This window comes from Nonomuraea sp. NPDC051298, assembly GCF_055586305.1.
The window spans coordinates 71,239-96,763 of sequence record NZ_JBVJIM010000008.1 but is presented as its reverse complement, the minus strand read 5'-3'; the positions used below and the strand labels follow the sequence as shown (position 1 = coordinate 96,763).

General features: G+C 72.0%; 25 protein-coding genes. 9 read left to right on the top strand and 16 right to left on the bottom strand.

What is annotated here, in order from left to right; all coding sequences use genetic code 11:
• Positions 1-7: 7 nt before the first annotated feature.
• The 4 genes from ACZ6S0_RS23865 to ACZ6S0_RS23850 form a co-directional block, all read right to left on the bottom strand.
• Positions 8-754, bottom strand: a complete 747-nt coding sequence (locus ACZ6S0_RS23865) for an ATP-binding cassette domain-containing protein (protein WP_465921475.1) — start codon at positions 752-754, stop codon at positions 8-10.
• 98 nt (positions 755-852) lie between these two features.
• Complete coding sequence (locus tag ACZ6S0_RS23860) at positions 853-1,860, bottom strand: ABC transporter ATP-binding protein (protein WP_465921472.1); 1,008 nt, start codon at positions 1,858-1,860, stop codon at positions 853-855.
• Complete coding sequence (locus ACZ6S0_RS23855; RefSeq protein WP_465921471.1) at positions 1,857-2,732, bottom strand: ABC transporter permease; 876 nt, start codon at positions 2,730-2,732, stop codon at positions 1,857-1,859. Before ACZ6S0_RS23855 ends, ACZ6S0_RS23860 begins: the two co-directional genes overlap by 4 nt.
• Positions 2,733-2,735: 3 nt before the next feature.
• Positions 2,736-3,680: an ABC transporter permease gene (locus ACZ6S0_RS23850; RefSeq protein WP_465921468.1), complete on the bottom strand. Its 945-nt coding sequence runs from the start codon at positions 3,678-3,680 to the stop codon at positions 2,736-2,738.
• 360 nt (positions 3,681-4,040) lie between these two features.
• On the opposite strand from ACZ6S0_RS23850, the gene ACZ6S0_RS23845 reads away from it, so the two are divergent.
• The 7 genes from ACZ6S0_RS23845 (at position 4,041) to ACZ6S0_RS23815 (ending at position 10,928) form a co-directional block, all read left to right on the top strand.
• On the top strand, positions 4,041-4,784 hold the full coding sequence (locus ACZ6S0_RS23845; RefSeq protein ID WP_465921466.1) for an alpha/beta fold hydrolase: 744 nt from the start codon (positions 4,041-4,043) through the stop codon (positions 4,782-4,784).
• A 107-nt stretch (positions 4,785-4,891) separates the two neighbouring features.
• The gene (locus tag ACZ6S0_RS23840; RefSeq protein WP_465921464.1) at positions 4,892-5,731 is read left to right on the top strand and encodes an IclR family transcriptional regulator domain-containing protein; all 840 of its coding nucleotides are present in this window, start codon (positions 4,892-4,894) and stop codon (positions 5,729-5,731) included.
• Between the two features lie 31 nt (positions 5,732-5,762).
• Positions 5,763-6,638, top strand: a complete 876-nt coding sequence (locus ACZ6S0_RS23835) for an alpha/beta fold hydrolase (RefSeq protein ID WP_465921460.1) — start codon at positions 5,763-5,765, stop codon at positions 6,636-6,638.
• Positions 6,635-8,260 (top strand): FAD-dependent oxidoreductase, encoded by a 1,626-nt coding sequence (locus tag ACZ6S0_RS23830; protein WP_465921457.1) that lies wholly within the window; start codon positions 6,635-6,637, stop codon positions 8,258-8,260. The genes ACZ6S0_RS23835 and ACZ6S0_RS23830 overlap by 4 nt, the downstream gene beginning before the upstream one ends.
• Entirely contained in the window at positions 8,260-9,486 is a 1,227-nt protein-coding gene (locus tag ACZ6S0_RS23825; protein WP_465921455.1) for an amidase, read from the top strand. Before ACZ6S0_RS23830 ends, ACZ6S0_RS23825 begins: the two co-directional genes overlap by 1 nt.
• A gap of 6 nt (positions 9,487-9,492) precedes the next feature.
• Complete coding sequence (locus ACZ6S0_RS23820; RefSeq protein ID WP_465921452.1) at positions 9,493-10,173, top strand: hypothetical protein; 681 nt, start codon at positions 9,493-9,495, stop codon at positions 10,171-10,173.
• Positions 10,170-10,928 carry an SDR family NAD(P)-dependent oxidoreductase gene (locus ACZ6S0_RS23815; protein ID WP_465921449.1) on the top strand — a complete coding sequence of 253 codons (759 nt, stop codon included), beginning with the start codon at positions 10,170-10,172 and terminating at the stop codon, positions 10,926-10,928. The genes ACZ6S0_RS23820 and ACZ6S0_RS23815 overlap by 4 nt, the downstream gene beginning before the upstream one ends.
• Positions 10,929-10,968: 40 nt before the next feature.
• Here ACZ6S0_RS23815 and ACZ6S0_RS23810 read toward each other — a convergent pair whose 3' ends face one another.
• From ACZ6S0_RS23810 to ACZ6S0_RS23795, 4 genes are read right to left on the bottom strand one after another with little or no spacing between them, the layout of a single operon-like run.
• On the bottom strand, positions 10,969-12,045 hold the full coding sequence (locus ACZ6S0_RS23810) for a maleylacetate reductase (RefSeq protein ID WP_465921753.1): 1,077 nt from the start codon (positions 12,043-12,045) through the stop codon (positions 10,969-10,971).
• Between the two features lie 2 nt (positions 12,046-12,047).
• A complete protein-coding gene (locus ACZ6S0_RS23805; RefSeq protein ID WP_465921446.1) occupies positions 12,048-12,950 on the bottom strand; it encodes a dioxygenase family protein in 903 nt (300 codons plus the stop codon).
• Positions 12,947-13,777 carry a sugar phosphate isomerase/epimerase family protein gene (locus tag ACZ6S0_RS23800; RefSeq protein ID WP_465921444.1) on the bottom strand — a complete coding sequence of 277 codons (831 nt, stop codon included), beginning with the start codon at positions 13,775-13,777 and terminating at the stop codon, positions 12,947-12,949. The genes ACZ6S0_RS23805 and ACZ6S0_RS23800 overlap by 4 nt, the downstream gene beginning before the upstream one ends.
• Position 13,778: 1 nt before the next feature.
• On the bottom strand, positions 13,779-14,408 hold the full coding sequence (locus tag ACZ6S0_RS23795; RefSeq protein WP_465921441.1) for a nuclear transport factor 2 family protein: 630 nt from the start codon (positions 14,406-14,408) through the stop codon (positions 13,779-13,781).
• A gap of 122 nt (positions 14,409-14,530) precedes the next feature.
• Here ACZ6S0_RS23795 and ACZ6S0_RS23790 point away from each other — a divergent pair, with 122 nt between their 5' ends.
• Positions 14,531-15,280, top strand: a complete 750-nt coding sequence (locus ACZ6S0_RS23790; protein ID WP_465921438.1) for an IclR family transcriptional regulator — start codon at positions 14,531-14,533, stop codon at positions 15,278-15,280.
• 70 nt (positions 15,281-15,350) lie between these two features.
• Here ACZ6S0_RS23790 and ACZ6S0_RS23785 read toward each other — a convergent pair whose 3' ends face one another.
• The 5 genes from ACZ6S0_RS23785 to ACZ6S0_RS23765 form a co-directional block, all read right to left on the bottom strand.
• Positions 15,351-16,658 (bottom strand): hypothetical protein, encoded by a 1,308-nt coding sequence (locus tag ACZ6S0_RS23785; RefSeq protein ID WP_465921436.1) that lies wholly within the window; start codon positions 16,656-16,658, stop codon positions 15,351-15,353.
• Between the two features lie 162 nt (positions 16,659-16,820).
• The gene (locus ACZ6S0_RS23780; RefSeq protein ID WP_465921433.1) at positions 16,821-17,354 is read right to left on the bottom strand and encodes a hypothetical protein; all 534 of its coding nucleotides are present in this window, start codon (positions 17,352-17,354) and stop codon (positions 16,821-16,823) included.
• A 136-nt stretch (positions 17,355-17,490) separates the two neighbouring features.
• Positions 17,491-18,231: a hypothetical protein gene (locus ACZ6S0_RS23775; RefSeq protein WP_465921429.1), complete on the bottom strand. Its 741-nt coding sequence runs from the start codon at positions 18,229-18,231 to the stop codon at positions 17,491-17,493.
• A gap of 124 nt (positions 18,232-18,355) precedes the next feature.
• Positions 18,356-19,525 (bottom strand): lactonase family protein, encoded by a 1,170-nt coding sequence (locus ACZ6S0_RS23770; protein WP_465921427.1) that lies wholly within the window; start codon positions 19,523-19,525, stop codon positions 18,356-18,358.
• A gap of 141 nt (positions 19,526-19,666) precedes the next feature.
• Positions 19,667-21,229 carry an MFS transporter gene (locus tag ACZ6S0_RS23765; protein ID WP_465921424.1) on the bottom strand — a complete coding sequence of 521 codons (1,563 nt, stop codon included), beginning with the start codon at positions 21,227-21,229 and terminating at the stop codon, positions 19,667-19,669.
• Positions 21,230-21,292: 63 nt separating this feature from the next.
• Between ACZ6S0_RS23765 and ACZ6S0_RS23760 the strand changes: the two genes are divergently transcribed.
• Positions 21,293-21,745, top strand: a complete 453-nt coding sequence (locus ACZ6S0_RS23760; protein ID WP_465921421.1) for a winged helix-turn-helix transcriptional regulator — start codon at positions 21,293-21,295, stop codon at positions 21,743-21,745.
• Here the strand turns inward: ACZ6S0_RS23760 and ACZ6S0_RS23755 are convergent.
• The 3 genes from ACZ6S0_RS23755 to ACZ6S0_RS23745 are packed head-to-tail and all read right to left on the bottom strand — an operon-like array spanning position 21,720 to position 25,493.
• A complete protein-coding gene (locus tag ACZ6S0_RS23755; protein WP_465921419.1) occupies positions 21,720-23,924 on the bottom strand; it encodes a xanthine dehydrogenase family protein molybdopterin-binding subunit in 2,205 nt (734 codons plus the stop codon). The two genes, ACZ6S0_RS23760 and ACZ6S0_RS23755, sit on opposite strands and share 26 nt — an antisense overlap.
• Position 23,925: 1 nt before the next feature.
• Positions 23,926-24,897 carry an FAD binding domain-containing protein gene (locus ACZ6S0_RS23750; RefSeq protein ID WP_465921417.1) on the bottom strand — a complete coding sequence of 324 codons (972 nt, stop codon included), beginning with the start codon at positions 24,895-24,897 and terminating at the stop codon, positions 23,926-23,928.
• Positions 24,897-25,493: a (2Fe-2S)-binding protein gene (locus ACZ6S0_RS23745; RefSeq protein WP_465921413.1), complete on the bottom strand. Its 597-nt coding sequence runs from the start codon at positions 25,491-25,493 to the stop codon at positions 24,897-24,899. Before ACZ6S0_RS23745 ends, ACZ6S0_RS23750 begins: the two co-directional genes overlap by 1 nt.
• Positions 25,494-25,525 lie beyond the last annotated feature (32 nt).

The following is a 25,525-nucleotide window of genomic DNA, read 5'->3' as shown; positions in this document are numbered from 1 at the left end:
GTCGCGGTCAGCCGAGCGGGGGAATGGAGGACAGCAGCTCGCGGGTGTAGGGGTCGTTCGGGGTGGTCCACACCTGGTGGACATCCCCCTCCTCGACCACCCGCCCGTGGCGCATCACGGCCACGCGGTCGGCGATGTGCTCGACGACCGCGAGGTCGTGGGAGATGAACAGGACGGCGACACCGGTGTCGCGCTGGAGCGCGGCCAGCAGGTTGAGCACCTGGGCCTGGATGCTCTTGTCGAGGGCCGAGACGGCCTCGTCGCAGACGATCAGCTCGGGGTCGGTGGCGAGGGCGCGGGCCAGCGCCACCCGCTGCACCTGGCCGCCGGACATCTCGTGGGGGTAACGGCCGGCGTCGCCCGGCGGCACGCCCACGCGGTCGAGCAGGGCGGCGACCCGCGCGCGGACGGCCCCACGGGGGCAGCCGTGCGCGCGAAGGTTGAACGCGATCGCCTGGCCGATGGTCAGCCGCGGGTTCAGCGAGGTCTGGGGAGACTGCGGGACGAGCTGAAGCCTGGCCCGCAGCGCGCGCAGCTCCGCGCCCCCGACCGTGGCCAGGTCGCGTCCGGCGAAGATCACCTGCCCCGCGTCGGGACGCAGCAGGCGCAGGATCATCTTGGCGGTGGTGGACTTGCCGCTGCCGGACTCCCCGACCAGGCCGAGGATCTCGCCTTTGCGCAGGTACAGGCTGACGTCGTCCACGGCGGCGACGCCGTTGGGGTAGCGCTTGCACAGGCCGGTGGCCGACAACAACGCGGACGACGGCGGTTGCGAAGGCGACGATCGCGGGGGCGACGATCGCGGAGGTGTCGGTTGCGGAGGTGTCGTCATCTCGGTCCTCCCTTTCTCGGTCATCGCGTTCTCGCCCCGGCTCCCGGCACGGCGACCGGGCCTGACCAGGGCACGGGGCAGGCCGCGGAGCCGCCCGCGGCCACCGGCGCGAGCAGTGGCGGCTCGGCCGAGCAGGCGTCGACGGCGTACGGGCAGCGGGGCACCAGCGCGCAGCGGCCCTCGATCTCCGCGGTGGCGGAGGGCGGCAGGCCGGGAAGCCCGGCCAGTTCGCCGCGCGGGATGCCGGGACGCGGCTGGGCGGCGAGCAGCGCGGCGGTGTACGGGTGGGCGGGCCGGTCCAGCACGCGCGCGGCGGGCCCCTCCTCCACCACGCGCCCGGCGTACATGACCACAACGGTGGACGCCATGAGCCTGGCCACGCCCACGTCGTGGGTCACCAGCAGCAGCGCCATGCCCAGCTCGCGCTGGAGCCGCTGGAACAGGGCCAGGATCTGGGCCTGCACGGTCATGTCCAGCGCGGTGGTGGGCTCGTCGGCGATCAGGATCCGGGGGCCGCACGCCACGGCGGCGGCGATCGCGACCCGCTGCCGCAGCCCGCCGGACAACTCGTGCGGATAGGAGCGGGCGACGCGTCCCGGCTCCGGCACGCCCGCCTGGCTGAGCAGTTCCAGGGCCAGCTCCCGCCTGGCGGCCCTGGTGTTCCGCACCCGATGCGCACGCAGCACCTCGGCGATCTGCCCGCCGATCCTACGCAGCGGGTCGAGCGAGCCGCCGGGGTCCTGGGGGACGAGCCCGATGTCGCGCCCGCGCCGGGCCGACATGGCGCGCTCGTCCAGGCCGAGCAGCGATTCGCCGCCGAGCCGCACGTCGCCGCCGACCCTGGCGTTGCGGCCGAGCAGTCCGAGCACCGCGCGGGCGGTGACGGACTTGCCGCTGCCCGACTCGCCCAGCACCACGGTGGTACGGCCGGTGTCGGCAGAGAAGGTGACGCCGCGCACCGCGTGCGCCGTGCGTTCACCCGCGGTGAAGGCGACGGTGAGGTCCTCTATCTCCAGCAGCGGGCTCACGTCGTGTACCTCGACTTCACGTCGAAGTGCCGGCGCAGTCCCTCGCCGAGCACGTTGAACGAGACCGAGGCGAGGAAGATCGCCGCGGCCGGGAGCAGGGCGAGCAGCGGCGCGGTGAACACGTACTGGCGCAGGTCGTCCACCATGGCCCCCCATTCGGCTTGCGGCGGCGCCACTCCGAGCCCGAGGAAGGACAGGCCCGCGCCGATCACGACGCACAGCCCGACGAGCGCCGAGCAGTAGACGCTGACCGCGGGCAGGATGTTCGGCAGCACGTGCCAGCGGGCGATGAACGGCCATCCGGCGCCGCCGGCCCGCGCGGCCTGCATGAAGTCCAGCTCGCGCAGCCGGGAGACCTCGGTGACGACGACCCGGGCGACCGCCGGCACGAGGATGACCGCCAGGGCGGCCATCATGCTGACCAGTCCGGCGCCCAGGGAGGCGGCGATGGCGATGGCCAGCAGCACCGAGGGGAAGGCGAAGAGCACGTCCAGCACGCGCATCACCGCGTTCTCCACGACTCGCGCGCCCAGTCCCGCGACGACGCCGAGCAGGGTGCCGAGCACGCCGGCGACGGCCACCGGGACGACGCCCGCGAGCAGCGATGCCTGCGTGCCCCACACCAGCCTGCTGAGCACGTCGCGGCCCTGCCCGTCGGTGCCGAACGGATGGCCGGGACTTCCCGGGGACAGCAGCCGGTCGGCCAGGTCGCCCAGCGCGGGGTCGGGCAGCGGCAGCAGCGGAGCGAGAGCCGCGGTCAGCGCGAGGGCGAGGACGGCCAGCGTACCGGCGGTCAGCGCCGCGGGCGGCCGTCGCCGCGGACGGCCTCGCGGCCGTTCCGTGGCTGGTGGGGATTCGGGCGGTGCCGCCATGGGCTACCTCCGTACGCGGGGGTCGATCAGGGCGTGCGCGCCGTCGACCACGAGATTGATCAGGACGAACGAGACCGCGATGACCAGCACCCCGCCCTGGATGAGCGGCAGGTCCCTGGCGGCGATGGCGTTGTAGAGCGCCTGGCCCAGGCCCGGCCAGGAGAAGATCGTCTCCACGAAGACGACCCCGCCCAGCAGATAGGCGATCTGCAGGCCGGCGATGGTGAGCAGCGAGGGCAGCGCGTTGTGCAGCGCGTGCAGGGCGATGGAGACGCGGCCGAGCCCGCGGGCCCGCAGGGCGTCGATGTGCTCGCCGGCCAGCACGTCGGCGAGCACGGCGGACAGCATGCGGGCGATCACCCCCATCGGGATCATCGCCACGGCGGTGGCCGGGAGGATCAGGTGCAGCAGCACGTCGCCCGCCCCTCCCCCGGCGATGGGGTCGCGCATGCCGCCCGCGGGGAGTACGGGGTACTCAACGGCCAGCAGGACGACGAGCAGCAGCGCGATCGAGTACTGCGGCACCGACATCGCGAGGAAGGACAGCCCGGAGGCCAGCCAGCGCGGCAGGCGCCGGGACGCGAAGGCGCCGGTCACGCCGAGCGCCAGCCCACCCCCGAACGCGATCAGGGCCCCGGCGGCGGCGAGCAGCACGGTGTTGCCGAAGGCGCCCCACACCAGGTCGAGCACGTCGCGCTGGAGCTGGATGGAGGTGCCGAGCTGCCCTTGGGCGACGTTCCACAGCCAGGTGCCGAACTGCACGGGAAGCGGCTCGTCCAGGCCGAGCCTGGCGCTCAGTTCGGCTCGCGCGGCCGGAGTGGCGAGCGGGCCGAGCAGGCTGGCCAGCGGGTCGCCGGGGACGAGCTTGGTGGTGACGAAGACGACCAGGCACACGCCGAACACGGTCGGCACGGCGAGCAGCAGCCTGCGGGCGAGGAAGGCGGTCACGCCGGGGCCTTCGCGGTCACCGGCGCGGCGATGTCGGGTTCGAGGTTCACAGGGTCGTCTCCAGGTATGGGGGTGTCACGGGAGCCCCGGATGGTCGGTGCGACCGGCCCCGGGCGACGGGTGGGCAGAAGGACGGTGAAGGGTCGGCGGCCGACAGTGGCCTGCCGAGTGCGGGCGAGAATTCGCCTCTATGAGATGTGCACGATGCGCACGCTTGTGCGCATGGTAATCACCATGTGCAGCGCCACGCAATCCCCTGGGCGAACTTGCGCGCATAGCGCACAAGTGTGCACTATGGTAACGTCCCAGCTCGGCGGCTCCCAGAGAGCGCGCCCGGATACTTAGACGAGGGGAGTTCGCATGGCGGAGACACCCACAACGGCCGGCGACGGCGGATCGCCGCCGACGCTGGTGCTGGTGCACGGGGCGTGGCACGGCGGCTGGTCGTGGGACCCCGTCCTTCCCGCGCTCGCCGCCCACGGAGTCCCGGCCCACGTGGTGGATCTGCCCGGCGTCGGCCGCACCTCCGGCGGGCACGACCTGGCGGGGCACGCCGCGTACCTGCGGGAGGAGGTGGCCCGGCTGCCCGGTCCCGTGGCACTGTGCGGCCATTCCTACGGCGGAGCCGTCATCACCGAGGCCGCGCCGGCGGACGCGGTCGTGCTGATCTACCTGGCGGCGTTCCTGCTCCGCCCCGGGGAGTCGTGCGTCGATGCCAACGCGGCGACGCCGCCCCCCGCCGACCCCGCGCTCGGCCCGCACCGCGAGGGCGACTACCTGCACGTCTCCCCCGTCGCGGCGCGCCACCTGTTCTACGACGACTGCCCGGCCGGGCCGGCCGAGGCGGCGATCGCCCGGCTCACCCCCGAGCACGTCGCCGCCGTCGGCTCTCCCGTCACCCGCGCGGCGTGGACCGAGGCGCCTTCCGCGTACATCGTGACCGCGAAAGATCGGGCGATCTCTCCCGCGGCGCAACGCGCGATGGCCGCGCGCGCCGGACAACGCTACGAGATCGACTCCGGCCACTCACCGACGCTCACCCGCCCGGACGAACTGGCCGCGCTGCTGGCCCGCGCGATCCGCGAAGCAGCCCCCCATGGCTGAACCGGTCTCCCGCCGCGCGGCGTATCCTGAGGGCGCCGCGGCACTCCCCACGGACGGGACGCACGCGGCACCAGCTCATCGGACACCGGACAGGGGGAAGAACAGCGGTGGTGGGGACCCGCGCGGGCAGGGCCGACCAGGGCGGCGAGAGCGAGCCGGCGGGACGCCCGCCCTACTTCGTGCAGTCGCTCGAACGCGGTCTCGCCGTGATCAGCGCTTTCGACCACACCAGGCCCAAGCTCACCTCCACCGAGGTCGCGAAGATCACCGGGCTGGACCGTGCGGCGACGCGGCGCTTCCTGCTCACGCTGGTCGACCTCGGCTACATGATGACCGACGGCCGCCTGTTCTCACTGCGGCCGCGCGTGCTGGAGCTCGGCTACGCCTACCTGTCCAGCCTGAGCCTGCCCGACATGGCGCTGCCGCACATGGAACGGCTGGTCGGGGAGGTCCACGAGACCTGCTCGCTCGGCGTGCTCGACGGTCGCGAGGTGGTGTTCGTGGCCCGCGTGCCCACCAAGCGCCTCATGGCCATCCCGATCCTGGTCGGGAGCCGGTTCCCGGCCTACCCGACCTCGATGGGACGGGTGCTGCTGGCCGGGCAGCCACGCGAATGGCTCGACGATTATTTCGCCTCGGTGCGGCCCGAGCCGATCACCGACCGCACCGTCACCGACCCCGGCGAGCTTCGCGAGATCGTCGAGGAGGTCCGCGCCCAGGGCTGGGCGATCATCGATCGCGAGATCGACGACGGCTCGTGCTCGGTCGCGGTGCCGATCCACGACGCCTCCGGCCGGGTGGTGGCCGCGCTCAACCTGTCGATGCCGTCAGGCCGCGGCAGCGTCGAGACCATGCGCGACCTGCTGCCCGCTACCAGGCGGGCGGCGGAACAGATCGAAGCGGACCTGCGTCCCGGTTCGCGCGGCCAGGAGAACGGCCTCGCCTGACGGGTAGGCGACGGGTCCGGAGAGGACATCCGTGACCGTCACCTCCCACTTCCGCGGCCCCACCCACTACCGCCGCTGCGGCTCCGGCGACCGGCTGCTGGTGCTCCTGCACGGCTGGCCCCAGACCGGCCACTGCTGGCGGCACCTGATGGAACCGCTGGCGGAACGCTACACCGTCGTGGCCCCCGACCTGCGCGGATACGGCCGCTCCGAGGCGAGGGGCCCCGGCCGTGACAAGCGCGCCGCCGCCGCCGACCTGTCGCGCCTGCTCGCCGAGCTGGGCTTCGACCGCGCCGACGTGGTGGGGCACGACCGGGGCGCGCGAGTGGCGCACCGCTGGGCCCTCGACCGGCCGGACGAGATCGGCCGTCTGGCCCTGCTGGACGTCCTGCCCACGCGGGAGGTCATGCGCTCGGTCGACAAGGACTCGGCGGCGTTCCTGTGGCACTGGTTCTTCCACCTCCAGCCCGAGCTGCCGGAACTGCTGATCGGCGGCGATGTCGAGACGTACCTGAGGTTCTTCTTCGAGCGGCAGGCGCTGCACCCCATCGAGGAGGAGGCCGTGGCCGAGTACGTCGCGGCGTTCAGCGACCCGCGGGTCCTGCGCGCCTCGCTGGAGGACTACCGCGCCGGCTTCCACGAGGATCTGGCCGCCGACGAGGAGGACTTCCAGGCCGGGCGGCGTCTCACCCAGCCGCTCCTCGTGCTGTGGGGGGAGCAGGGCGGCCTGGGAGGCGCCGACGTCGCCGGGAGCTGGTCCCGGTACGCCGAGCGCGTCACCACGGCGGCCATCCCCGACTGCAAACACTTCCTGCCCGAGGAGCAGCCCGGACGGGTGCTCGCGGCGCTGCGCGCCTTCCTCGACGAACGACCCACCCGCAACAGCTCAGAAGGAGCGTCCCCGTGACCCGAGCCCGGCACTTCGACCTGGTCGTCATCGGCGGCGGCCTCGGCGGGATCGCCGCCGCCCTGGCCGCGGCCCGGCTCGGCCTGCGCAGCGTGCTGGTGAGCGAAAGCGACTGGCTCGGCGGCCAGGTGTCCAGCCAGTGCATTCCCCCCGACGAGCATCCCTGGATCGAGTCGATCGGGTGCACCCGCTCCTACCGGGAGTTCCGCGACCGGGTACGCGCCTTCTACCGGCGCAACTATCCCCTCAGCGCCCGCGCGCGGGCCGCCGCGCACCTCAACCCGGGCTCGGGCAACATCGGCCCGCTCAGCCACGAGCCCCAGGTCGCGCGGCTGGTGCTGGAGGAGCTGATCGCGCCGTGGCTCAGCCGGGGCCTGATCACCGTGCTGCGCGAGCACCACGTGGTCCAGGCGGCCGTCGTGGGCGACGAGGTGCGGGCGGTGGCCGTCCGCGGCCCGCGGGGGGAGGAGACGGAGCTGACCGGGTCGTACTTCCTGGACGCCACCGACCTCGGCGACCTGCTGGAACTCGCCGGGGCCGAGCACGTCTTCGGCGCGGAGAGCGCCGCGGAGACCGGCGAGCCGCACGCGCTGCCCGGCCCGGCCGACCCCTTCGACCAGCAGGCGATCACCTGGGCGATGCTGCTCAGCCTGCACCCGGGCACCGACAACACCATCGAGCGGCCCGAGCAGTACGAGACGTGGCGGGAGCACCGGCCGGCCGTCTGGCCAGGACCGCTGCTGAGCTGGGTGGTCAGCGACCACGTCACCCACCGGCCCCGCCAACGGCCGCTGTTCGCCGAGCACCCCTCCACCGGCGGGATCCGCTACGACCTCTGGCACGCCAGACGGGTGCTCGACGCGGGCCACCTCGGCTCCGGCTGGGCCGACGTGACCGCGGCGGCCTGGCCGATGATGGACTACTGGAGACTGCCCCTGCTGGGTGTGGACGACGAGACGCGCGCGCTGGCCCTGCGCGAGGCCCGCCAGCTCTCGCTGTCCTTCCTGTACTGGATGCAGACCGAGGCGCCCCGCCCCGACGGCGGCGTGGGCTACCCGGAGCTGCGCCCCCGCGGCGACCTGACCGGCACACCTGACGGGCTGGCCAAGATGCCCTACGTCCGCGAGAGCCGCCGGATCCGGGCCGAGTTCACGCTGCTGGAGCAGCACATCGGGGTCGAGGCGCGCGGCGACCTCGAAGGGGCGGAGCGTTTCCCCGACAGCGTAGGCATCGCGGCGTACCGGATCGACGTGCACCCCTCGACGGCGGGACGCGACACGATCGACATCGACACCTGGCCGTTCCAGATCCCCCTGGGCAGCCTGATCCCTGTGCGGCTGAAGAACGTGCTGCCCGCGGCCAAGAACATCGGCGCCACCCACCTGACCAGCGGGGCCTACCGGGTGCATCCGGGCGAATGGACGACCGGCGAGGCGGCCGGGGCACTGGCCGGCTTCTGCGCCGCGCGCGGAAAGCGGCCCTCCCAGGTACGCGCGGACGAGTCGCTGCTCGGCGAGTTCCAGGCGCTGCTCACCGGCACGATCGGCATCGACCTGGAGTGGCCGAGATACGAGGCGCTGGCGCCGCGGCACCGCTTCGGCTACGTCGAGGCGGGCCGCTGATGCGCGACGAACTGGTGCGCCGGTCCCTGGACCGGATCGCCGCGCTCGACGGCGCGCTGCACGCCTTCACCCAGGTGTTCGTGGCGGACGCGGCCGGCTCAGGACCGCTGGACGGCATGACCGTCGCGGTGAAGGACAACATCGACGTCGGCGGCCAGGTGACCACGCTGGGGCGGCCCGCGTCCGAGCGCGCCCCGGCCACGCGCGACGCCGAGGCGGTGGCGCGGCTGCGGCGCGCGGGCGCCACGATCGTCGGCAAGACCAACCTGCCGGAGTTCGCCTCCTCGGCCGTGACGGTCAACGCCCACTACGGCGACGCGCGCAACCCGGTGGCCACGGACCGCACGGCGGGCGGGTCGAGCGGCGGCTCCGCGGCCGCGGTCGCCGCCGGTATGGCCACGACCGCGCTCGGCACGGACACCGGTGGCTCGGTGCTGATCCCGGCCGCCCTGACCGGCGTCTGCGGCTACCGGCCGACCCCGGGCCGCATCGGGATGGACGGGGTGGTGCCGCTGAGCCCGTCCCTGGACACGGTGGGGATCCTCGCCCGCGAGCCCCGGGAGATCGCCGCGTTGGCGCGCGTGCTCGACGCCGCTTTCGAGACCGGCTCCCCCGCGCCGGCGCCCGAGGTCGCGGGTCTGCGGGTCGGGGTGCCTGGCGGGCACTTCGCCGAGGCCGACGCCGGCGTGCTGGCCCGCCTCGACGCGGCCGTACGCGCCCTGGCCGGCGCGGGGGCGCTGGTGCGGGCCACCGACCTGCCCTCCGCCGGTCCCGCGATCGCGAACGCGCGCGTCATCTACGCGGTCGAGGTCGCCGACGTGTACGCCCGCCTGCTCGACCAGGCCACGGCCTACGCCCCCGCCGTCGAGGCCCGGCGCGCCCATCCGTACGGGCCCGCGGACCTGGAACGTGCCCGCGCGTTCCGCGAGACCTGGCGGGCCGAAGTCTCCCGGGCGTTCACCGAGGTCGACGTGCTGCTCACGCCCACCACCCCGATCACCGCACCGCCGCTGGGCGCACCGGCCGAGGCCGCTACGAGCGCTCTGGTCCGCGACACCTACCCGTTCTGCCTCGCCGGCACGCCCTGCGTGTCGCTGCCCGCGGGCACGAGCGACGGCCTGCCCGTCGGCGTGACGCTCACCGCCCCGCCCGGCGAGGACCGCCTCCTGCTCGCGCTCGCCGCCGTCTGCCGTCCGATCCTGGCCGGCGCCCCCATCACGAACTGAGGAAACATGCCGCACCTCTACCTGCACGAGATCATCGACCCGGTGCGCGCCCCGGGGGCGCACACCCGTTATCTGGACGAGCTAGGCGAGATCGTCACCACGCGCGGAAACGCCGAGGGGTCGGCGGGAGGCCGGTGCGTGGCCAACTGGGCGCCGGTCTTCCTGACCGGCGACTGGCCGCAGATCATCGGCTTCTGGCAGATGCCCGGCGGCTGGGACGGCTTCGCCGCCCACTTCGACACCCACCCCGAGCTGTTCCACCAGCCGCTGGAGCGCTGGTACGGCGAGCGCTCCGGCGGATCGGACCGCGTGCTGATCGGCGCGGACTACTCCCCCACGCTGGACGAGATCGTGGCGTCGCAGACCCGGGCCCCTGTGGTCCTGCACGAGACCGTGCGCCTGCGTCCGGGCGGCGCGCCGGAGTACCTCCGCCTGCTGGGCGAGGTGAAGCAGGCGCTCGACGGCCGCTACGGGTTCGGCGTGCTGGGCGGCTACGAAGTGGCCTTCCGCAACGGCGGCGAGGCCATCGTGCTGTGGTCCTTCCCCGACGTGCGCACGCTCGCCCGTACGCAGTCCGCCCCCGGCGACTTCCCCGAGCTGGCCGCCTGGCGCGAGCGGAGCGCGGAGATCGAGCTGGCCCACACCGGCGTCGTGCTGCGGCCCACGTCCTGGTCCCCGCTGCGATGAGCACGGCGGCAACCCCGGCGCGCGTCGCCGTGGTCACCGGTGGCGGCGGGGACGTCGGCGCCGCGGTGGCCGCCCGCATGTCGGCGGACGGCTGGACGGTCGTGCTGGCGGACGTCGACGAGCCCGCCGCCCGGCACGTCGCCGGCCGTCTCCCCCGCACCCACGCCCGTCTCCTCGACGTCGCCGACCCCGGGGCCATCCGGTCCTTCGTGGCGGACGCCGGCGCCGAGTTCGCCCGGATCGACGCGCTGGTCTGCGCCGCCGGCATCGAGCCGCCGCAGCCCCTGGCCGACGTGGATCCGGGGTCGTGGGACCGCACCCAGGACGTCAATCTGCGCGGCCCCGCCCTGCTCGCCCAGGCGGCCCTCCCCCTGTGGCGCGCCCAGGGGTCCGGTTCCATGGTCAACATCGGCTCGCGCACCTGGCTCGGCGGCGGCCATCCCGGCTACGCCGCCTCCAAGGCGGGGCTGGTCGGCCTCACCAGGTCGCTGGCCATGGAACTCGCCCCGATCGGCGTGCGGGTGAACGCCGTGGCCCCCAGCTTCATCCGTACCAAGTTCTCCCGGCAGCGCGGCGACGAGCGGATGCTGGACGAGTACGCGGAACGGGTGCGGGCGGCCACGCCGATGCGCGAACTCGTCCGCCCCGAGGACGTGGCGAACGCGGTCGCCTTCCTCGCCTCGGACCAGGCGGCCCGCATCACCGGCGAGGTGCTGCACGTGTGCGCGGGCGCCCAGCTCCCGATGTTCCTGTGAGGCGGCCCGAGCCGGGGCCCGACCGGCCCCGGCTCAGGCACTACGCAAGCGGACGGGCGGTGGGCGCGGCGCCGGTGAGGGCGTCGCCGAGGAGGCGGCGGAGCCCGGCTTCCGTGATGGGCGCGGGGTTGGCGAAGGGCGCGGCGAGCGCCTGCTCGATGACGGCTGCCAAGCCGTCCTCCGGCATGCCCAGCCTCCTGAGCGACATTTCGGCGCCGAGGTCGCTGGCGAGGTGGAACAGCCGCGTCGCCGGATCGCCGGCGCCCAGCGCGGTTTCCAGCGCGGCCCGCGCCCGCGGGGCGGCGGGCAGGTTGACGGCGAGGACGTGCGGGAGCACGGCGGTGTGGGTCTCGGCGTGGGGGAGGCCGAACGTGCCGCCGAGAATGTGGCAGAGCTTGTGGTGCAGCGACATCGTGGTCGCCCCCAGGGCGCTGCCCGCCAGCCAGGCTCCGTAGAGCGCGTCCGAGCGGGCCTCGATGTCACGGGGGCCGGCGACCACGCGGGGAAGCGCGCCCGCGATGGCCCGCGCGGACTCCGCCGCGACGAGCGCGGTGATCGGAGAGCCGTCGGGCGCGTAGAGCGCTTCCGCCGCGTGCGCGAGGGCGTTCATGCCGCTGGTGACCGAGAGCAGGGACGGGAGCGTCACGGTCAACTGGGGGTCGTAGACCACGGTGGCGGGTAGCACTCGCGGATCCCGGCCGGTGGTCTTGCGGCCGGCGTCGGTCAGGCCCCAGATGGGCGTCATCTCCGAGCCGGCGTACGTCGTGGGCAGGGCCACGATCGGCAGGCTGGTGGCCTTGGCGACGGCCTTGGCCAGGCCGATCGCGGAGCCGCCGCCGATGGCGAGGCAGCCGTCGGCGGCGATCTCCCGGCTTCGCGCGACGGCCTTCGAGGCTACCGCGGCCGGGACGTGCATCGCGGCGTGCGGATGCAGTTCCGCGACCCTCTCGCCGAATGGCGAGGTCAGCTCTGTGGCCAGGGCCGCCTGCCCGGGGGTGCACACCACGATCAGCCGGTGCAGACCGAGGCGCTCGACCTCCTCGCGCAGCCGTGACCTCGCCCCCACGGCGAAGACGACCCGGCAGGGACGGCTCTCGTGGACGAAGTCGTGCCTCATGCTCACGCCCGCCCGGTGACGGGGGCCAGGACGACGTCGAACTCGATGAGCTTGAACGGGTTGGGGACGTCGTAGTGGTCGGCGCGGAGCGGGTCGTCGATGACCGTGACCGGCCGGATCAACGACCGCTTCACCCCGAACACGGCGTCGGAGTCGAGGTAGGGGCTGCCCTCGACGAAGACGTGGGTGGTGAGCGACGTGTGGCCGTCGGCTTCGGCGATGACGTGGATATGGGCAGGTCTGTTGGGGTGCCGCCCGGTGGCGTCGAGCAGCCGGCCGACCGGGCCGTCGTCCGGGATCGGGTAGTGGCGGGGGACGACGGTCCGCAGCCAGAAGCGTCCGTGATCGTCGGCGGCGAACAGCCCCCGGAGGTTGCGCTCGGGCTGCACGCCGGGTTGCTGGACATCGTAGAAGCCGGCCCCGTTGGCCTGCCACACGTCCACCCGCGCTCCGGGCAGCGGCGTCCCGTCGAAGGAGCGCACCTGCCCGGCGAACACGCAGGGTTCGCCGTTGCGGTCGAGGGAGATGTCCGCGCCCAGCTCGCGTGGCGGGGACTCGACCAGGTGGAACGGGCCGAGGACCGTGGAGTCCGTGGCCGCGGCGGGGTTGCGATGGTTGATCGCGTCGACCAGCGCCGACACCCCGAGCACGTCGGACAGCAGGACGAACTCCTGCCTGGTGTCGTCGCACTTGTGCCCGACCTCGGTGAGGAAGCCGATGGCCTGCTCCCACTCCTCCTCGGTGGGCTCGACGTCCTTGACGAACGCGTGCAGGTGCTCGACGAAACTCGTCATGAGCCGCTTCAGCCGGGGGTCGGGGGTGTGGGCGAAGCTCTCCAGGACGATCTCGGCCGAGCCGTCCTCCGAGAAGCCGCCGCGCCGGGGACCACTGCCGTCCGTGGTCATCGGGCCTCCTCAGGATCGGTCGTCCAGGACGGGGCGGTGAACCCCGTACGTTCGAGGGTCGCGGCGCCCGCGTCGTACGCCAGCCGGGCCGCGACCTCGGCGGGGCGCGCGTCGAGGTCGTCGGAGAAGATCTCGACCGACACCGGCACCGTGACGCCGCGCTCACGCAGGGCGCGCAGCACCCCGGGCGTGTCCCCCGCGCCCTGCCCGGGGAGCAGCCGCCGGTGCCGGGCCTCGTCGGCGAGGTCGGGCCCGGTGTCGGCGAGCACGTCGCACAACTGCAGAGACGTGATCGCGGACGCGGGGACGGCGGCGAGGTCCTCGGGCCCGGCGCCGGAGCGGAACCAGTGCCAGAGGTCGATGATGATCCCGGCGTTGGGCCGGTCCGCGGCGGCGACGACCTCCCATGCCTGACCGAGCGTCCGGACGTGGCTGTAGGGGAGGAACTCCAGGCCGACCAGCACACCGTGCTCCGCGGCCCTGTCGCACAGCGCCGCGAACGGCCGTACGAGATCCGGCAGCGGGTGCGCCGCGAACATCACGACATTGAGCTGCCTGACCCCGATCCGGTCGGCGAACCGGAACACCGCCTCCTCCACCGGGTCCTCGCCTGCGGCCCAGTCCCACGTGTGCTCCAGCTCGAGTACGCGCAGGTGGTGCCGGTCGAGCAGGTCGCGGAGGTCCGCGTCCGGCAGGCCCGCTTCGAGGTAGTCGGCCACGCGCAGGCCGATGCCGGTGAAGCCGGCCGCGGCCGCCGCGGACACCCTGGTACGCAGGTCGGCGAAGCGCAGCGTGTTGGCGCTGCAGGTCAGGATGGGCGCGGGCACGTCAGCTTCCCGCCCGGTGCGAGTCTCCCGGGGTGGCCGAGCCGGCCAGCCAGTTCGCGCCCTCGTCGTAGAGGCGGCGTACCGTCTCGCCGGTCAGACCGGGCAGACCGGTCTTGACCGTGAAACCGGCCTTGGTCTGCACGTAGCCGAGGTGGCGATAACCGGCGGGGAAGCGCTCCAGCAGCACGGGGTCGAGCTTCGGCCGGGCGGACGGGTCGACCGGATCGAGGCGGTCCTTCTCGTAGATCGGCTGCCGGCGCACGATCTTCCACTGACCGTCGACCCGCCGGCAGAAGTCGTAGAAGCGGCCGGTGCAGACCACGTCGACCTCGACACCGTCGACGACCGCGCGCTGGTTGATCGTCATCTTCGTCTGGGTGACGGCACGGTCACCGACGACGTCCGCGGTGTGACCGCCCAAGAAGTGCAGAATGCTCACTCCCCTGTCGAATCCGGCCCTGCTCACCGCGATGAACTCCGCCGCCGGGCCCTGAAACCACGTCGCCGTCATCCAGCCCTCGGCGGGGTCCCATACCGTGGCGAAGCGCTCCCAGTCGCCGGCGTCGCGCCACAGCGCCCAGTTCTCGACCAGCTCACGCAGCGCCAGCCTGTCCTCGCGGTTTGTCGTCACTCTGGCATCCTCCTTGTTCCGCACCGTGATACTGCGGCGTGAACACTCCCGGACGCCAGAGTTCGTTGCCGTCCAGTGGCAACGCTCGTTAAGCTGCGACCTGGCACGACGAAGGTGAGCAGGTGGCAGGCCGTACGAACACCCCAGGTCAGAGCGTCTCACAGCGGCTGCTCGCCGTCCTCGGCTGCTTCGACGTGGCCCATCCCGCGCTGTCGCTCACCGAGGTGGCCAGGCGAAGCGGCCTGCCCGTCTCGACCGCGCGCCGGCTCATCGGCGAGCTGCACGGCTGGGGTGGGCTGGAACGCCTCGACGACGGCCGCTACCGCATCGGGATGCGGCTGTGGACGATCGGCTCCCTCGCCCCGCAGCAGCGTGGCCTGCGGGAGGCGGCCCTTCCGCACATGCACGACCTGTTCCAGGCGACCCAGGAGAACATCCAGCTCACGGTCCCCGAAGGCGGTCAGGCCCTGTGCATCGAGAAGATCTCCAGTAACAAGGCCGTTCCCACGCGGACCCACATCGGCGGTCGCCTCCCCCTGCACGCGACCGGGGTCGGAAAGGCGATTCTGGCCTTCTCGGGGGAAGAGCTGCTCGCCTCCCTGGCCGAGGAGGGGCTGGCCCGGCTGACCCCGTACACCATCACCCAGCCCGGCCGGCTCACGGCCGCCCTGGCCGAGGTCCGCAAGACCGGGCTCGCCTACTCCCACGAGGAGATGACCTTGGGGGCGGTGTCCGTCGCGGCCCCGATCCTCGGGCTGGACGGCACGGTCCGCGCCGCGCTCGGCATCGTGGCGCACTCGCGTACGGCCCTCGACCGGCTCGCCCCCGCCGTACGGACCGCGGCACTGGGCATCGCCCGCTCGATCGGCTGACCCCGCCCGACCAGCCGGTGCGGGTACGTGATGGGTGGGGCGACCGGCAAGCCCGCGCCCCACCACTCGTTCACCTGTTGAAGCTGGCGGCCGTCACGCTCCCGAGATTGTTACTCCCGTTCTTCGCCAGGTACACGGTCATCCCCTCGTCGTGGAGGTTGATCCACCCGCCGCCCTGCCCGTAGGGGGCCTCCTTCGCGCAGATGGAGTCGGCGTACACGTAGCCCTGAGTGGGAGTGTCCGTTCCGCCTCGCGAGACCTGCAGCCCGCTCGTGGGGAAGCTGATCCATCCGTCGGAGGAAGTTCTGCCCTGCACCCATCGGGTGTTCACGCCGTTGAGGTCGGCCTTGTCGGCGAACACGGTTCCCCAGTCCTGCCCGCTTCCCCTGCGCACGTTCAGCCCCTCCTTGGGGAAGCTGATCCATCCGTCGTCGCTGCTCCTGCCCTGCACCCATTCGGTTCTCACGCCGCTGAACTCGGCCTTGTCGGCCGTCACGCTCCCCAGTGCGCCGGAGTTGGCGGAGATCTGCACGCCGGCGCCGGTGAAGGTGGCCCGCCCTCCGGTCGCGCTCGCCGTCCCCTGGACCCAAGGGGTGTAGATGCCGGTGGTGACGATGAGGGTGTCCAGGACGAGATCACGTACCTCGACGGTCGTGGTGAGGAAGTGTTCCTGCTTGGGCGTGGTGCGGGAGGTGGCGACCAGCGTGTACGCCGTGGCCCGCTTCGGGGCGTCGGCGGCGGCCGGTGACCAGGAGCGCACGCCCTGGGGGACGGTCGCCTGCCCGCCCGGGAACAGGATCTTGTAGTCGAAGTCGTCGGACCCTTCCCAGCGCAGCACGACGTTGGATCCGGCGTTCACCATGGCGTCGTCCGGGCGGAAGTCGCGCGGCGCAGGAATCTCCTTCGAAGCGGTCTTCATCAACGGCACCGCCGCGTACCGGTTGCTCAGAGGCCCGGTCTGGGCGCTGCTGCTGTTCTCGGTCACCCGCAGCACGGCCACCCCTGCGGCCGCGGCCACGGTGACGTCCTCCAGCGTCACCACGATGTGGTCGCCGGGGTCGAGGCGGGTTCTGCCGCCGCCCTGGGCGGTGGCTTGGAAGGCGTCGGTGCCCTGCGGTTGGACGTTCACCGGCGACTGGGCGCCGGACCTGGCGCCGTACTCCCCCTTGGGTTTGATCTTCGTGAAGTCCGGGGTGAGGTGGCCGGCGCCGTCGCCGATCGGCACCTGTACCCGGATCGAGTGCCAGAACGCCGCCCGCTGCCCGGTATTGGTGACGACCAGGTACACCGTCCCCGTGGACGGCGACCGTCCGGCCGCTGACGCTTCCAGGGGAGTGGGGTCGGTCATGAGGGTGTAGGCCAGCAGGGTCAAGGTCACGACTCCTTCGCGTGGAGGACGGCGTACGCCGATGATCACCCTCGATCCAAACGTGAGCATTGGAGCGTGACAAGAACACTCAAGGAGGCCATACCAGGGCGATTCAGCAACAACTTCAGCGTCTTGACAAGCACACCGCCCATGCGTCACCGAACGAAGACCTCACAGTCCCGGTGCCGCGATCGCCGCACTGACAGCGGCGCTCAGCAACAGGGTCGCCCCCATGATCGGTCCGGCCAACTGGCTGCTCGGTGCGGGGGTGCCGCGCAGGCGGCCTACCACCGCGCCGAGCGCGACCAGTTGAACGACGCCGACGACCGCCACCCCGATGTCGTTCAGCAGCAGCGCCAGGGGCAGGAAATGCGCCGCCACGACGAGCGCGACCCACCACGCCATCCAGGAGGACGCCCCGCGCCTGGCCAACACGAGGCACCCGGCTCCCGCGGCGATGACCTCTACCGCGACCAGGACGCCGAACCAGGCGTACTTCCCCTCCAACGCGCTCGGCTCGCCCCAGTTCGCGGCGGTCAACACCCCGAAGGCCACGGCGAGAGCGACACCCAGGACCGACCCCACACCCAGCCAGACCCGCCAGCGCCGGGGCGGGCTCTCCTGTGCCCAGCCGAACCACACGAAGGCCATCAGCCCGAACCACGCCGTCGTGAAGTACTGGTCACGTAAGAACCCGGTAAGCATCGGCACTCATTTCTCAAGGGCTGGCGATCGGAGAGGCAGGACGTTTATATCCCAGATCCCGTACCGCGCTGTGCCGGGTGGATCCCGACTCCGGGGCCTACGCTCGCTCTCTTCGCCAGGCGTCACCCGAACGGGCTCAGCGCCTGCCGCCGCGACCTGTCCCGGTTTTGCCAGTGGTGTTCCGACTCCGGTTGCTGTTGAAATCGGTGGAGTCGTCCGTATCCATGGAGTGATCGTCATCCATGAAGTGATCGTCGTCGGGGCGGGGACGTATCACGCTCCGGGTGCCCTTGCCGCCGCTCCGCCGGGCCTTGAAGGACTCGGCGAGATACGTGGTGTAGAAGGAACCGTCCGCGGCTTTCTCGCCTACGGCGGGGATCCGCTGACTGAACAGGAAATAGTACGGCCGGTAGCCCTTTTCCGAGTCGTCACAGTGGTCGTCGGTGACCCTGACGCGGGTGCGTTCGCGTACGCAGATCTCGATGCGATCGCGCTCGTCCTCGATCAGCACCCGGTCTCCCTTTCCGCCCTTCTTGGTGGCGCGGTAGGTGACGGCGGCGGGCCTCGCGAACGAACCGGACTTCGCCTTGTTCCCGATGGCCGGGACCTTCGACGTCACGGAGACGTAGTACCAGCCGTAGCCTTTCTGGTCGTCGTCGCAGGGTTGGTCTTCCGTCCTGACCAGGGTGACCTTCCTGACGCAGATCTCCGCCCGAGCCGGCGGCGCTTCCTCGTCCTCGACCGGGTCGGCTTCCGCCGGGAAGTCGCCGTTGTCGTTCGAGATGGGCAGGGTCTGGGGGTGCTGGGTCGCGGTGCATCCCGCAGCCATGATGAATGCCAGGCTGAAGCAGGCGGCGCGTAAGACGGTCGGCGACAAAAGCCCTACTTTCCGAGTAGTGCGGCGCATTGCCAAGGGATAACGGCGGTCACAAAGTTGGAGTTCCCGTTACCACTTGGGGCGCGGTCGCGACCCGTACTGCCGGTCGCGCCGACCACCGAGGTCAGCGGCAATCGGACGGGCGGAACACCATCACGTTGGGGCCGGACAAAGACGTCGCCCGGCCACTGGGCGTCAGCTCGCCGGTTTCGGCATCGAGGTCGAACTGGACAATGCTGTTTCCGCGGTTGCTGTTGACGTAGAGCCACCGGCCACTCGGATCGATGGCGAAGTTGGTCGGACCGTTCACGCCCTGCGTGGCGAAGTCGACCAGGGACAGCTTGCCGGTCGTACGGTCGATCCGGTAGCCGGCCACGGTCTGCGAGCCCCGGTTCGACGCGTAGAGGAATCGGCCCGACGGATGCACGGCGATCTCGGCCCCGCTGGAAGCGCCGGTGTAGCCCGCCGGCTCGGTCGACACGGTCTGGAGCAGCCTGCCGATCGTGCCGGTCCCGGCGTCATAGGCGAAGGCCGTGATGGTTCCGTCGAGTTCGCCGTTCGCGTAGAGCGTCCTGCTGTCGTGCGAGAACGCGACGTGCCGAGGACCCATGCCGGGCGTGACGGACACCTCGCTGACCAGTTCCAGCCCGCCGCCGACGAGACGGAGGATCTGCACCTTGTCGTTGCCCAGGTCGGCCGCGCCGATGAACCGGCGATTCGGATCGAAGACGACGGCGTGCGGATGCGGCGCGTCCTGGCGCTGGTGCGGGCCGCTGCCGGTGTTCGTCAGCACGCCGCTCACGGGGCCGAGCCTTCCGTCCTCGCCGATGGGCAGGACGACGTACTGGGCGTAGTAGTAGTTGGCGACCACCAGGTGTCGTCCGTCCGGCGAAACCGCCGTCTGGGAAGGCCCGCTGGACCCCAGCGACACCTGATTCACCAAGGTCAGGGTGCCGGTGCGCGGGTCGATCGCATAGGCGGCGACACTGCCGACCGGTCCCGTTTCGTCCCTGAGTGAATAGCAGGCGTACAGGAAGCGCCCGGCCGGATCGAGCGTTGTCCACGACGGATAGGAACTGCTCACCTGCTGCACGGGGGTCAGCGCGCCGGCCTTCGGATCGAGCCGGAAGACGGAGAGCCCGACCGCGTCCGGGCCGCTCGCGCCGAAGCCGTAGGAGCTGACATAGACATACACCGGCTCGCTCCCGTCCGCGGGCCGTCCCGCGGCGTCGGCCCGCCCTGCGGCGTCGGGCAGGACCAGCAGCGCCGCGCCGGCGGCTCCGGCGGCCAGCAACGTTCGGCGTCCGACGGGACGGCTTCCTGACATGACGTCCTCCACTTCCACACGCACCAGACGGATCGCGGCGCCACCTCGCTAGTGAAACATGGTTGCGGTAATAGTGCAACATGGTTGCGATAAATCACCACCATGCCGTCAGCGTGACGCCTGCGGCGAAGAGGTCGTCACCGGCCGATCCTCGTCGGCCGGCGGGTCGGCGTCCTGGTTGACGCGCCTGAGGAGAAGCACGGCCAGGCAGGCCAGCCCGAGCAGGACGGGGACGGCGATGGCGGCGGTCAGTTGCAGCCCGTCGGCGAACGCGTTCCGCGCGTGGGTGACGAGTTCCTCCCCGAGGCGCTCGGGAAGGAGCCGGGCCGCCGCCAGAGCCGCCGGGAGCGTGTCCGCGGCCGCGGGGAGGTGGTCGGGGACCACGGTCGCCATGCGGCCGTGGTAGACCGCGTTGACCAGGCTGCCGACGAGGGCGATGCCGAGGGCGCCGCCCAGTTCCTGGGTGGTCTCCCCCACGGCTGCGGCCGATCCCGCCTGCCGGGGCGGGGCGGCGCTGACGATCAGGTCGATGCCCAGTCCCGACACCGGCATGAGACCGGCGAACAACAGGACGGATCCGGTCACGACGACGGGCAGCCCGGCCGAGGCGTCGGCCTGGGTGAGTACGGCGAAACCGGCGGCGGCGATGACCAGCCCGGCTCCGAAGACGTGAGCACGGTGGATCCTTCCCGCCAACGCCGACGCGACGAAGATCGCGACGGTGCCCGCGACGACCAGCGGCAGTCCCCACAGACCGGCGGCGAGCGGGGACAGCCCCAGCACCATCTGCATGTACTGGGCCATGAGGAACTGGGTGCCCAGCATGAAGATCACGGTGATGGTCAGCGTGCTCAGCGAAACGGTGAAGCCGCGGTTGGCGAACAGCGACAGGTCCAGCAGGGGATCGGCGAGCCGCCGCTGCCGGCGGACGAACAGGACGCCGACGGCCAGCCCGACGACGATGGCGGCCGCGGGAACCGGCGCGACGCCGTCCTTGGCCATCTCCTTGATGCCGTACACCACGGCCAGCACCGCCATCAGCGACATCGCCGCGCTGGGCAGGTCCAGCCGGGCGGGCCGAGGGTCGCGGTACTCGGGCAGCAGGATCGGCCCGAGGGCCACCAGCAGCACCATGACCGGCACCGCCGCCAGGAACACCGATCCCCACCAGAAGTACTCCAGCAGCACGCCGCCCACCAGCGGGCCCACGGCTCCGCCGGCCATGAAGCTGGCCATCCAGACGGTGATGGCGGTCGTGCGCTGCCGTGGATCGTGGAACATGACGCTGATCAGCGACAGGGTGGAGGGGCCCAACGCCGCCCCGGCCAGGCCGAGCAGGGCGCGGGCGGCGATCAGGGTTTCGGCGGTGGGGGCGTAGGCGGCCAGTACGGAGGCGGCTCCGAACGTGCCCGCGCCGATCAGCAGGACCCGCCGGCGGCCGACGCGGTCGCCCAGGGCACCCATGGGAATCAGCGCGCCGGCGATGAGGAAGCCATAGATGTCGGTGATCCACAGCAGTTGGGCGGCGCTGGGATCGAGATCGGCACTCAGGCGCGGTACGGCCAGGTGCAGCACACTCATGTCGATCATCACGAGCATGGCGGGGAGCGCGAGGACGGCAAGCCCCGTCCACTGCCTCCAACCGGCCCTATCGACAGCGATGTCAGGCATGGCGACACTCTAGGAACTGGGCTTACCAAAGGTAAGGGCATACCTTCGGGTAAGGTGCAGGCCATGAAGGTAGGAAACCAGGACACGCGCGCCATGCCCGACCCGATGAGTGACGTATTCAACAGCGACTGCCCAGGACGGACCGTCTTCACCCACGTGACCAGCCGCTGGGGAATGCTCATCCTGGCCGCGCTGCGCCACGGTCCGCTGCGCTTCTACCTTCTGCGCGACCGCATCGGCGGGATCAGCGAGAAGATGCTGTCCCAGAACCTGCGCGACCTCGTCCGCGACGGCCTGGTGCATCGCGAGGTCGTCCCCTCCGTACCCCCCAAGGTCTCCTACTCCCTGACGCCCCTCGGCGAAGGGCTCGCCACCGCCCTCCAGACGCTGCTGTCGTGGATCGGATCGCACACCGCCGACGTCATCGCCGCCCAGCACCGGCACGACGCGCAGGCCGGCAGTCCACCGCACGACGAGGACGCCGTGACAGTCAGTCCAGCAGTTGCTCCAGGGTGATCGGCAGGTCGCGGACGCGCTTGCCGGTGGCGTGGTAGACGGCATTGGCCACCGAGGCCGCCATCCCGACGATGCCGAGTTCGCCGATGCCTTTGGCGCCGAGCGGGTTGTGGATGAGGTCGGGGTACTCCACGAAGTGCACCTCGACGTCCGGGATGTCGGCGTTCACCGGCACGAGGTAGTCGGCCAGGGTGCCGTTGGCGAGCCTGCCCGATGATTCGTAGTGCAGACCCTCGTGCAGCGCGGCCGACACGCCCCACACCATCCCGCCGATGATCTGGTTGCGCGCGGTCTTCGGGTTCACGATCCGGCCCGCGTCCATCACGCCGAGCAGGCGCGACACCCGGACCTCCCCGGTCAGCTCGTGGACCCGCACCTCGCAGAAGGTCGCGCCGAAGCAGTCCATTTCGTACTGCCGCGTCTCGTCGCCGGGCGCGGCCGACGCCTCGCCCTCGATGCGCGGCGATCCGGTCGCCCGCAGCACCGCCTCGAACGGCACCGCGCGCCGGGGGCCGCGCACCTGGCCCGACTCGTACCGGACGTCCTCGATGGGGGTCCCGTGGAGCGGTGAGTCGGCGTGGGTGACGGCCAGCGTCAGCAACCGCCGGGTGGCGGCCCGGGCAGCGGCCATGATCGCCGGGCCGACGCTCGCCGTCCCGCACGAGCCGCCGACGAACCCGGCCTGGGACAGCCGCGAGTCCCCCAGCCGGGCCCGTACGCGCCGCAGGGGCAGCCCGACCCGGTCGGCCCCCACGAGGGCCAGCACGGTCGTCATGCCGGTGCCGAGGTCGGAGGTGCTGCCGGACACCTCGGCCGTGCCGTCCCACAGGTAGGCGACCTTCATCGTCGCCGGGTAGCGGAAGGCCGGATACGCGGCGGTGGCCATGCCCGTGCCGACGAGCCAGTTTCCGTCCCTGGTCGCGCGAGGTTCGCGCGGCCGCCGGTCCCAGCCGAACTCCCTGGCCCCGATGCGGTAGCACTCGTCGAGGTGCTTGCTGGACCACGGGAGGTCTCCGCCCGGGATCGTGGCGGCGTAGTTCTTCATGCGCAGCCGGATCGGGTCCATGCCGAGCTTCCAGGCCAGCTCGTCCATCGCGGACTCCAGCGCGAACGACCCCGTGGCCTCCCCCGGGGCACGCATGATCGACGTGCCGGGAACGTTCAACGGCACCACCCGCTGGCTGATCTCCAGGTTCTGCGTGGCGTACCACCGGCGCGAGGTCCGGTGCGACGACAGTTCCACGAACGGGCGGGAGATGGAGGAGGTCCCCCAGGCGTCGTGGCGCAGCGCGGTCAGGGTGCCGTCGGCCCGCGCGCCCAGCGCGATGTTCTGGACGGTGTCCGGGCGCGTGGAGGTGGCCGAGAAGACCTGCTCCCGGGTGAAGACGACCTTGACCGGCCGGTTCAGCTCGCGGGCCGCGGCGGCGGCCAGGGTGATGTGGGCGTAGGTGTTGAACTTCCCGCCGAACGCCCCTCCGGTGAAGGGAAAGATCGCGTGGATCTGGTCCGCCGGGATCCCCATCGCGGTCGCCAGTTGCGGAACGAGGACGCTCGACCCCTGATTCGCCGTGTAGACGGTCAGCGTGCCGGCCTTCCAGGACGCCACCGCCGAATGCGGTTCCATCGCCAGGTGGTTCTGGGTCGGTGTGGTGTAGGTCGCCCGCACGACGACCTCGCTCGCGTCGAGCGCCGCCTCGATCGACGGCACCCCGGGCCGCAGGACGGTCACGACCGCGGGCTCGTCGTCTCTCATGGGTGGTTCCACCGCCGTCGGGATCCCGTCCCGCAGCGACGTCACCGGCGGGCGCACGTCGTAGGACACCCGGACCGTGTTCGCCGCCGCACGGGCCTGTTCGAAGGTCTCGGCGACCACCAGCCCGATCGGCTCGCCGTAGTGGTGGACGTCCTTGGTCTGCAACGGTGCGTCCGCCCCGCTCTTGTTCGTCGCGGGACCGATGATCCGCAACGGGTCGAAGGGGGTGTAGACGCCGAGCACCCCGGGCGAGCGGCGTGCCGCGGTCACGTCCATCGCCGTGATGGTCCCGTTCGCGGCCGTGCTCGTGACGAGGTAGCCGAACGCGAGGCCGTCCGGGGACCGGTCGGCGGAGTACTTCGCCGCCCCGGTGACCTTGGCCAGGCCGTCGACCCGGTCGACCGGAGTACCCAGCGGTGAGGTCATGTCAGCCTTCCAGTTCCAGCAGCGCGCGCACGATCGTGCGCTTGAGCAGAGTCGGCTTGAACGTGTTGTCCGCCAGCGTCCTGGCGCCCTCGGCGGCCAGTTCCGCCGCCGCCTCGAACGCGGGGCGGCCGCTCGGCCGGCCGCGCAGGGCGTCCTCCACCTTCGGCAGCCTCCAGGGCACGGTCCCCATCCCGCCGACCGCGATCCGCGCGTCCCTGATCACGCCGTGCTCCGTGCGGAGCGCGACCGCCGCCGACGCCAGGGCGAACTCGTACGACTGCCGGTCGCGGATCTTCAGATAGGACGAGTTCCCGGCCCATGGCAGCCCCGGGATGACCACGTCCGTGATCAGCTCGCCGGGCTCGAGGGTGAACAGGGCTTGCGGGGTGTCGCCGGGGAGCCGGTACAGATCCGCCAGCCGGATCACGCGTTCGCGGTCAGTGGCGCGGAGCGTGACCCGCGCGTCCAGCGCGACGAGGGCGACGGCCAGATCGCTCGGGTGCGTGGCGACGCACGAGTCGCTCGTGCCGAGGATCGCCTGCATCCGGTTGGACCCGGCGATGGCGGGACACCCGCTCCCCGGCACCCTGCGGTTGCACGCGGCGGCCGGGTCCCTGAAGTAGCCGCACCGGGTGCGCTGCAGGAGGTTTCCGCCGATGCTGGCCATGTTGCGCAGTTGCTGGGACGCACCCTTCAGCAGCGCCTGGGAGACGACCGGGAAACGGCCGCGGACGAGCGGGTGCGCGGCCACGTCCGCCATCCGTTCGAGCGCGCCGATCCAGAGGCCGGTCCCCTCGGCCCGGATTCCGCGCAGCGGCAGGGCGTTGATGTCGACCACCCGCTGCGGGGTCAGCACCTCGAGCTTCATGAGGTCGACGAGGGTCGTGCCGCCGGCCAGGAACGTCGCCCCCGCCCGGCCGTGCGCGACCGCGGCGTCGACCGTCTCGGGCGCGCTGAACTCGAACGCGCGCATCAACGGTCTCCCTTCCCGGCCTGGCGGACCGCGGCGACGATGTTCGGATAGGCGGCGCACCGGCAGATGTTGCCCGACATGTACTCGCGGATGTCGTCGTCGTCCCCGACCTCGCCGCGGTCCACCAGCGCGGCCGCCGACATGATCTGGCCGGACGTGCAGAAGCCGCACTGCAACCCGTCGTGCTCCAGGAACGCCTGCTGCACCGGATGCAGCCGGTCCCCGGACGCCAGACCTTCGACGGTGGTCACCGGCTCCCTCACGGCCACCGCGAGCGTCAGGCAGGACACGACCGGGCGACCGCCGACGTGCACCGTGCAGGCCCCGCACTGGCCCCGGTCGCAGCCCTTCTTCGGGCCGGTGATGTCCAGCCGGTCCCGCAACGTGTCCAGCAACGTCCAGCGGGGCTCGACCGCCACGTGCTCGGGCCTGCCGTTCACCGTGAGCCGGATCGGAACCACGGACCCGGCGGGATCGGCGGGCGCGGCTTCGGCGACGCCGGGGCCCAGCACCGCCATACCCGCGGACGCGGCGACCGCTCCCTCCAGGAATCTCCTCCGCGTCACCCCGTTGCTCTCGCCGTCCGGACCTGTCATTCGCTTCTCCCCATTTCGTCGTGGGTCCCGGC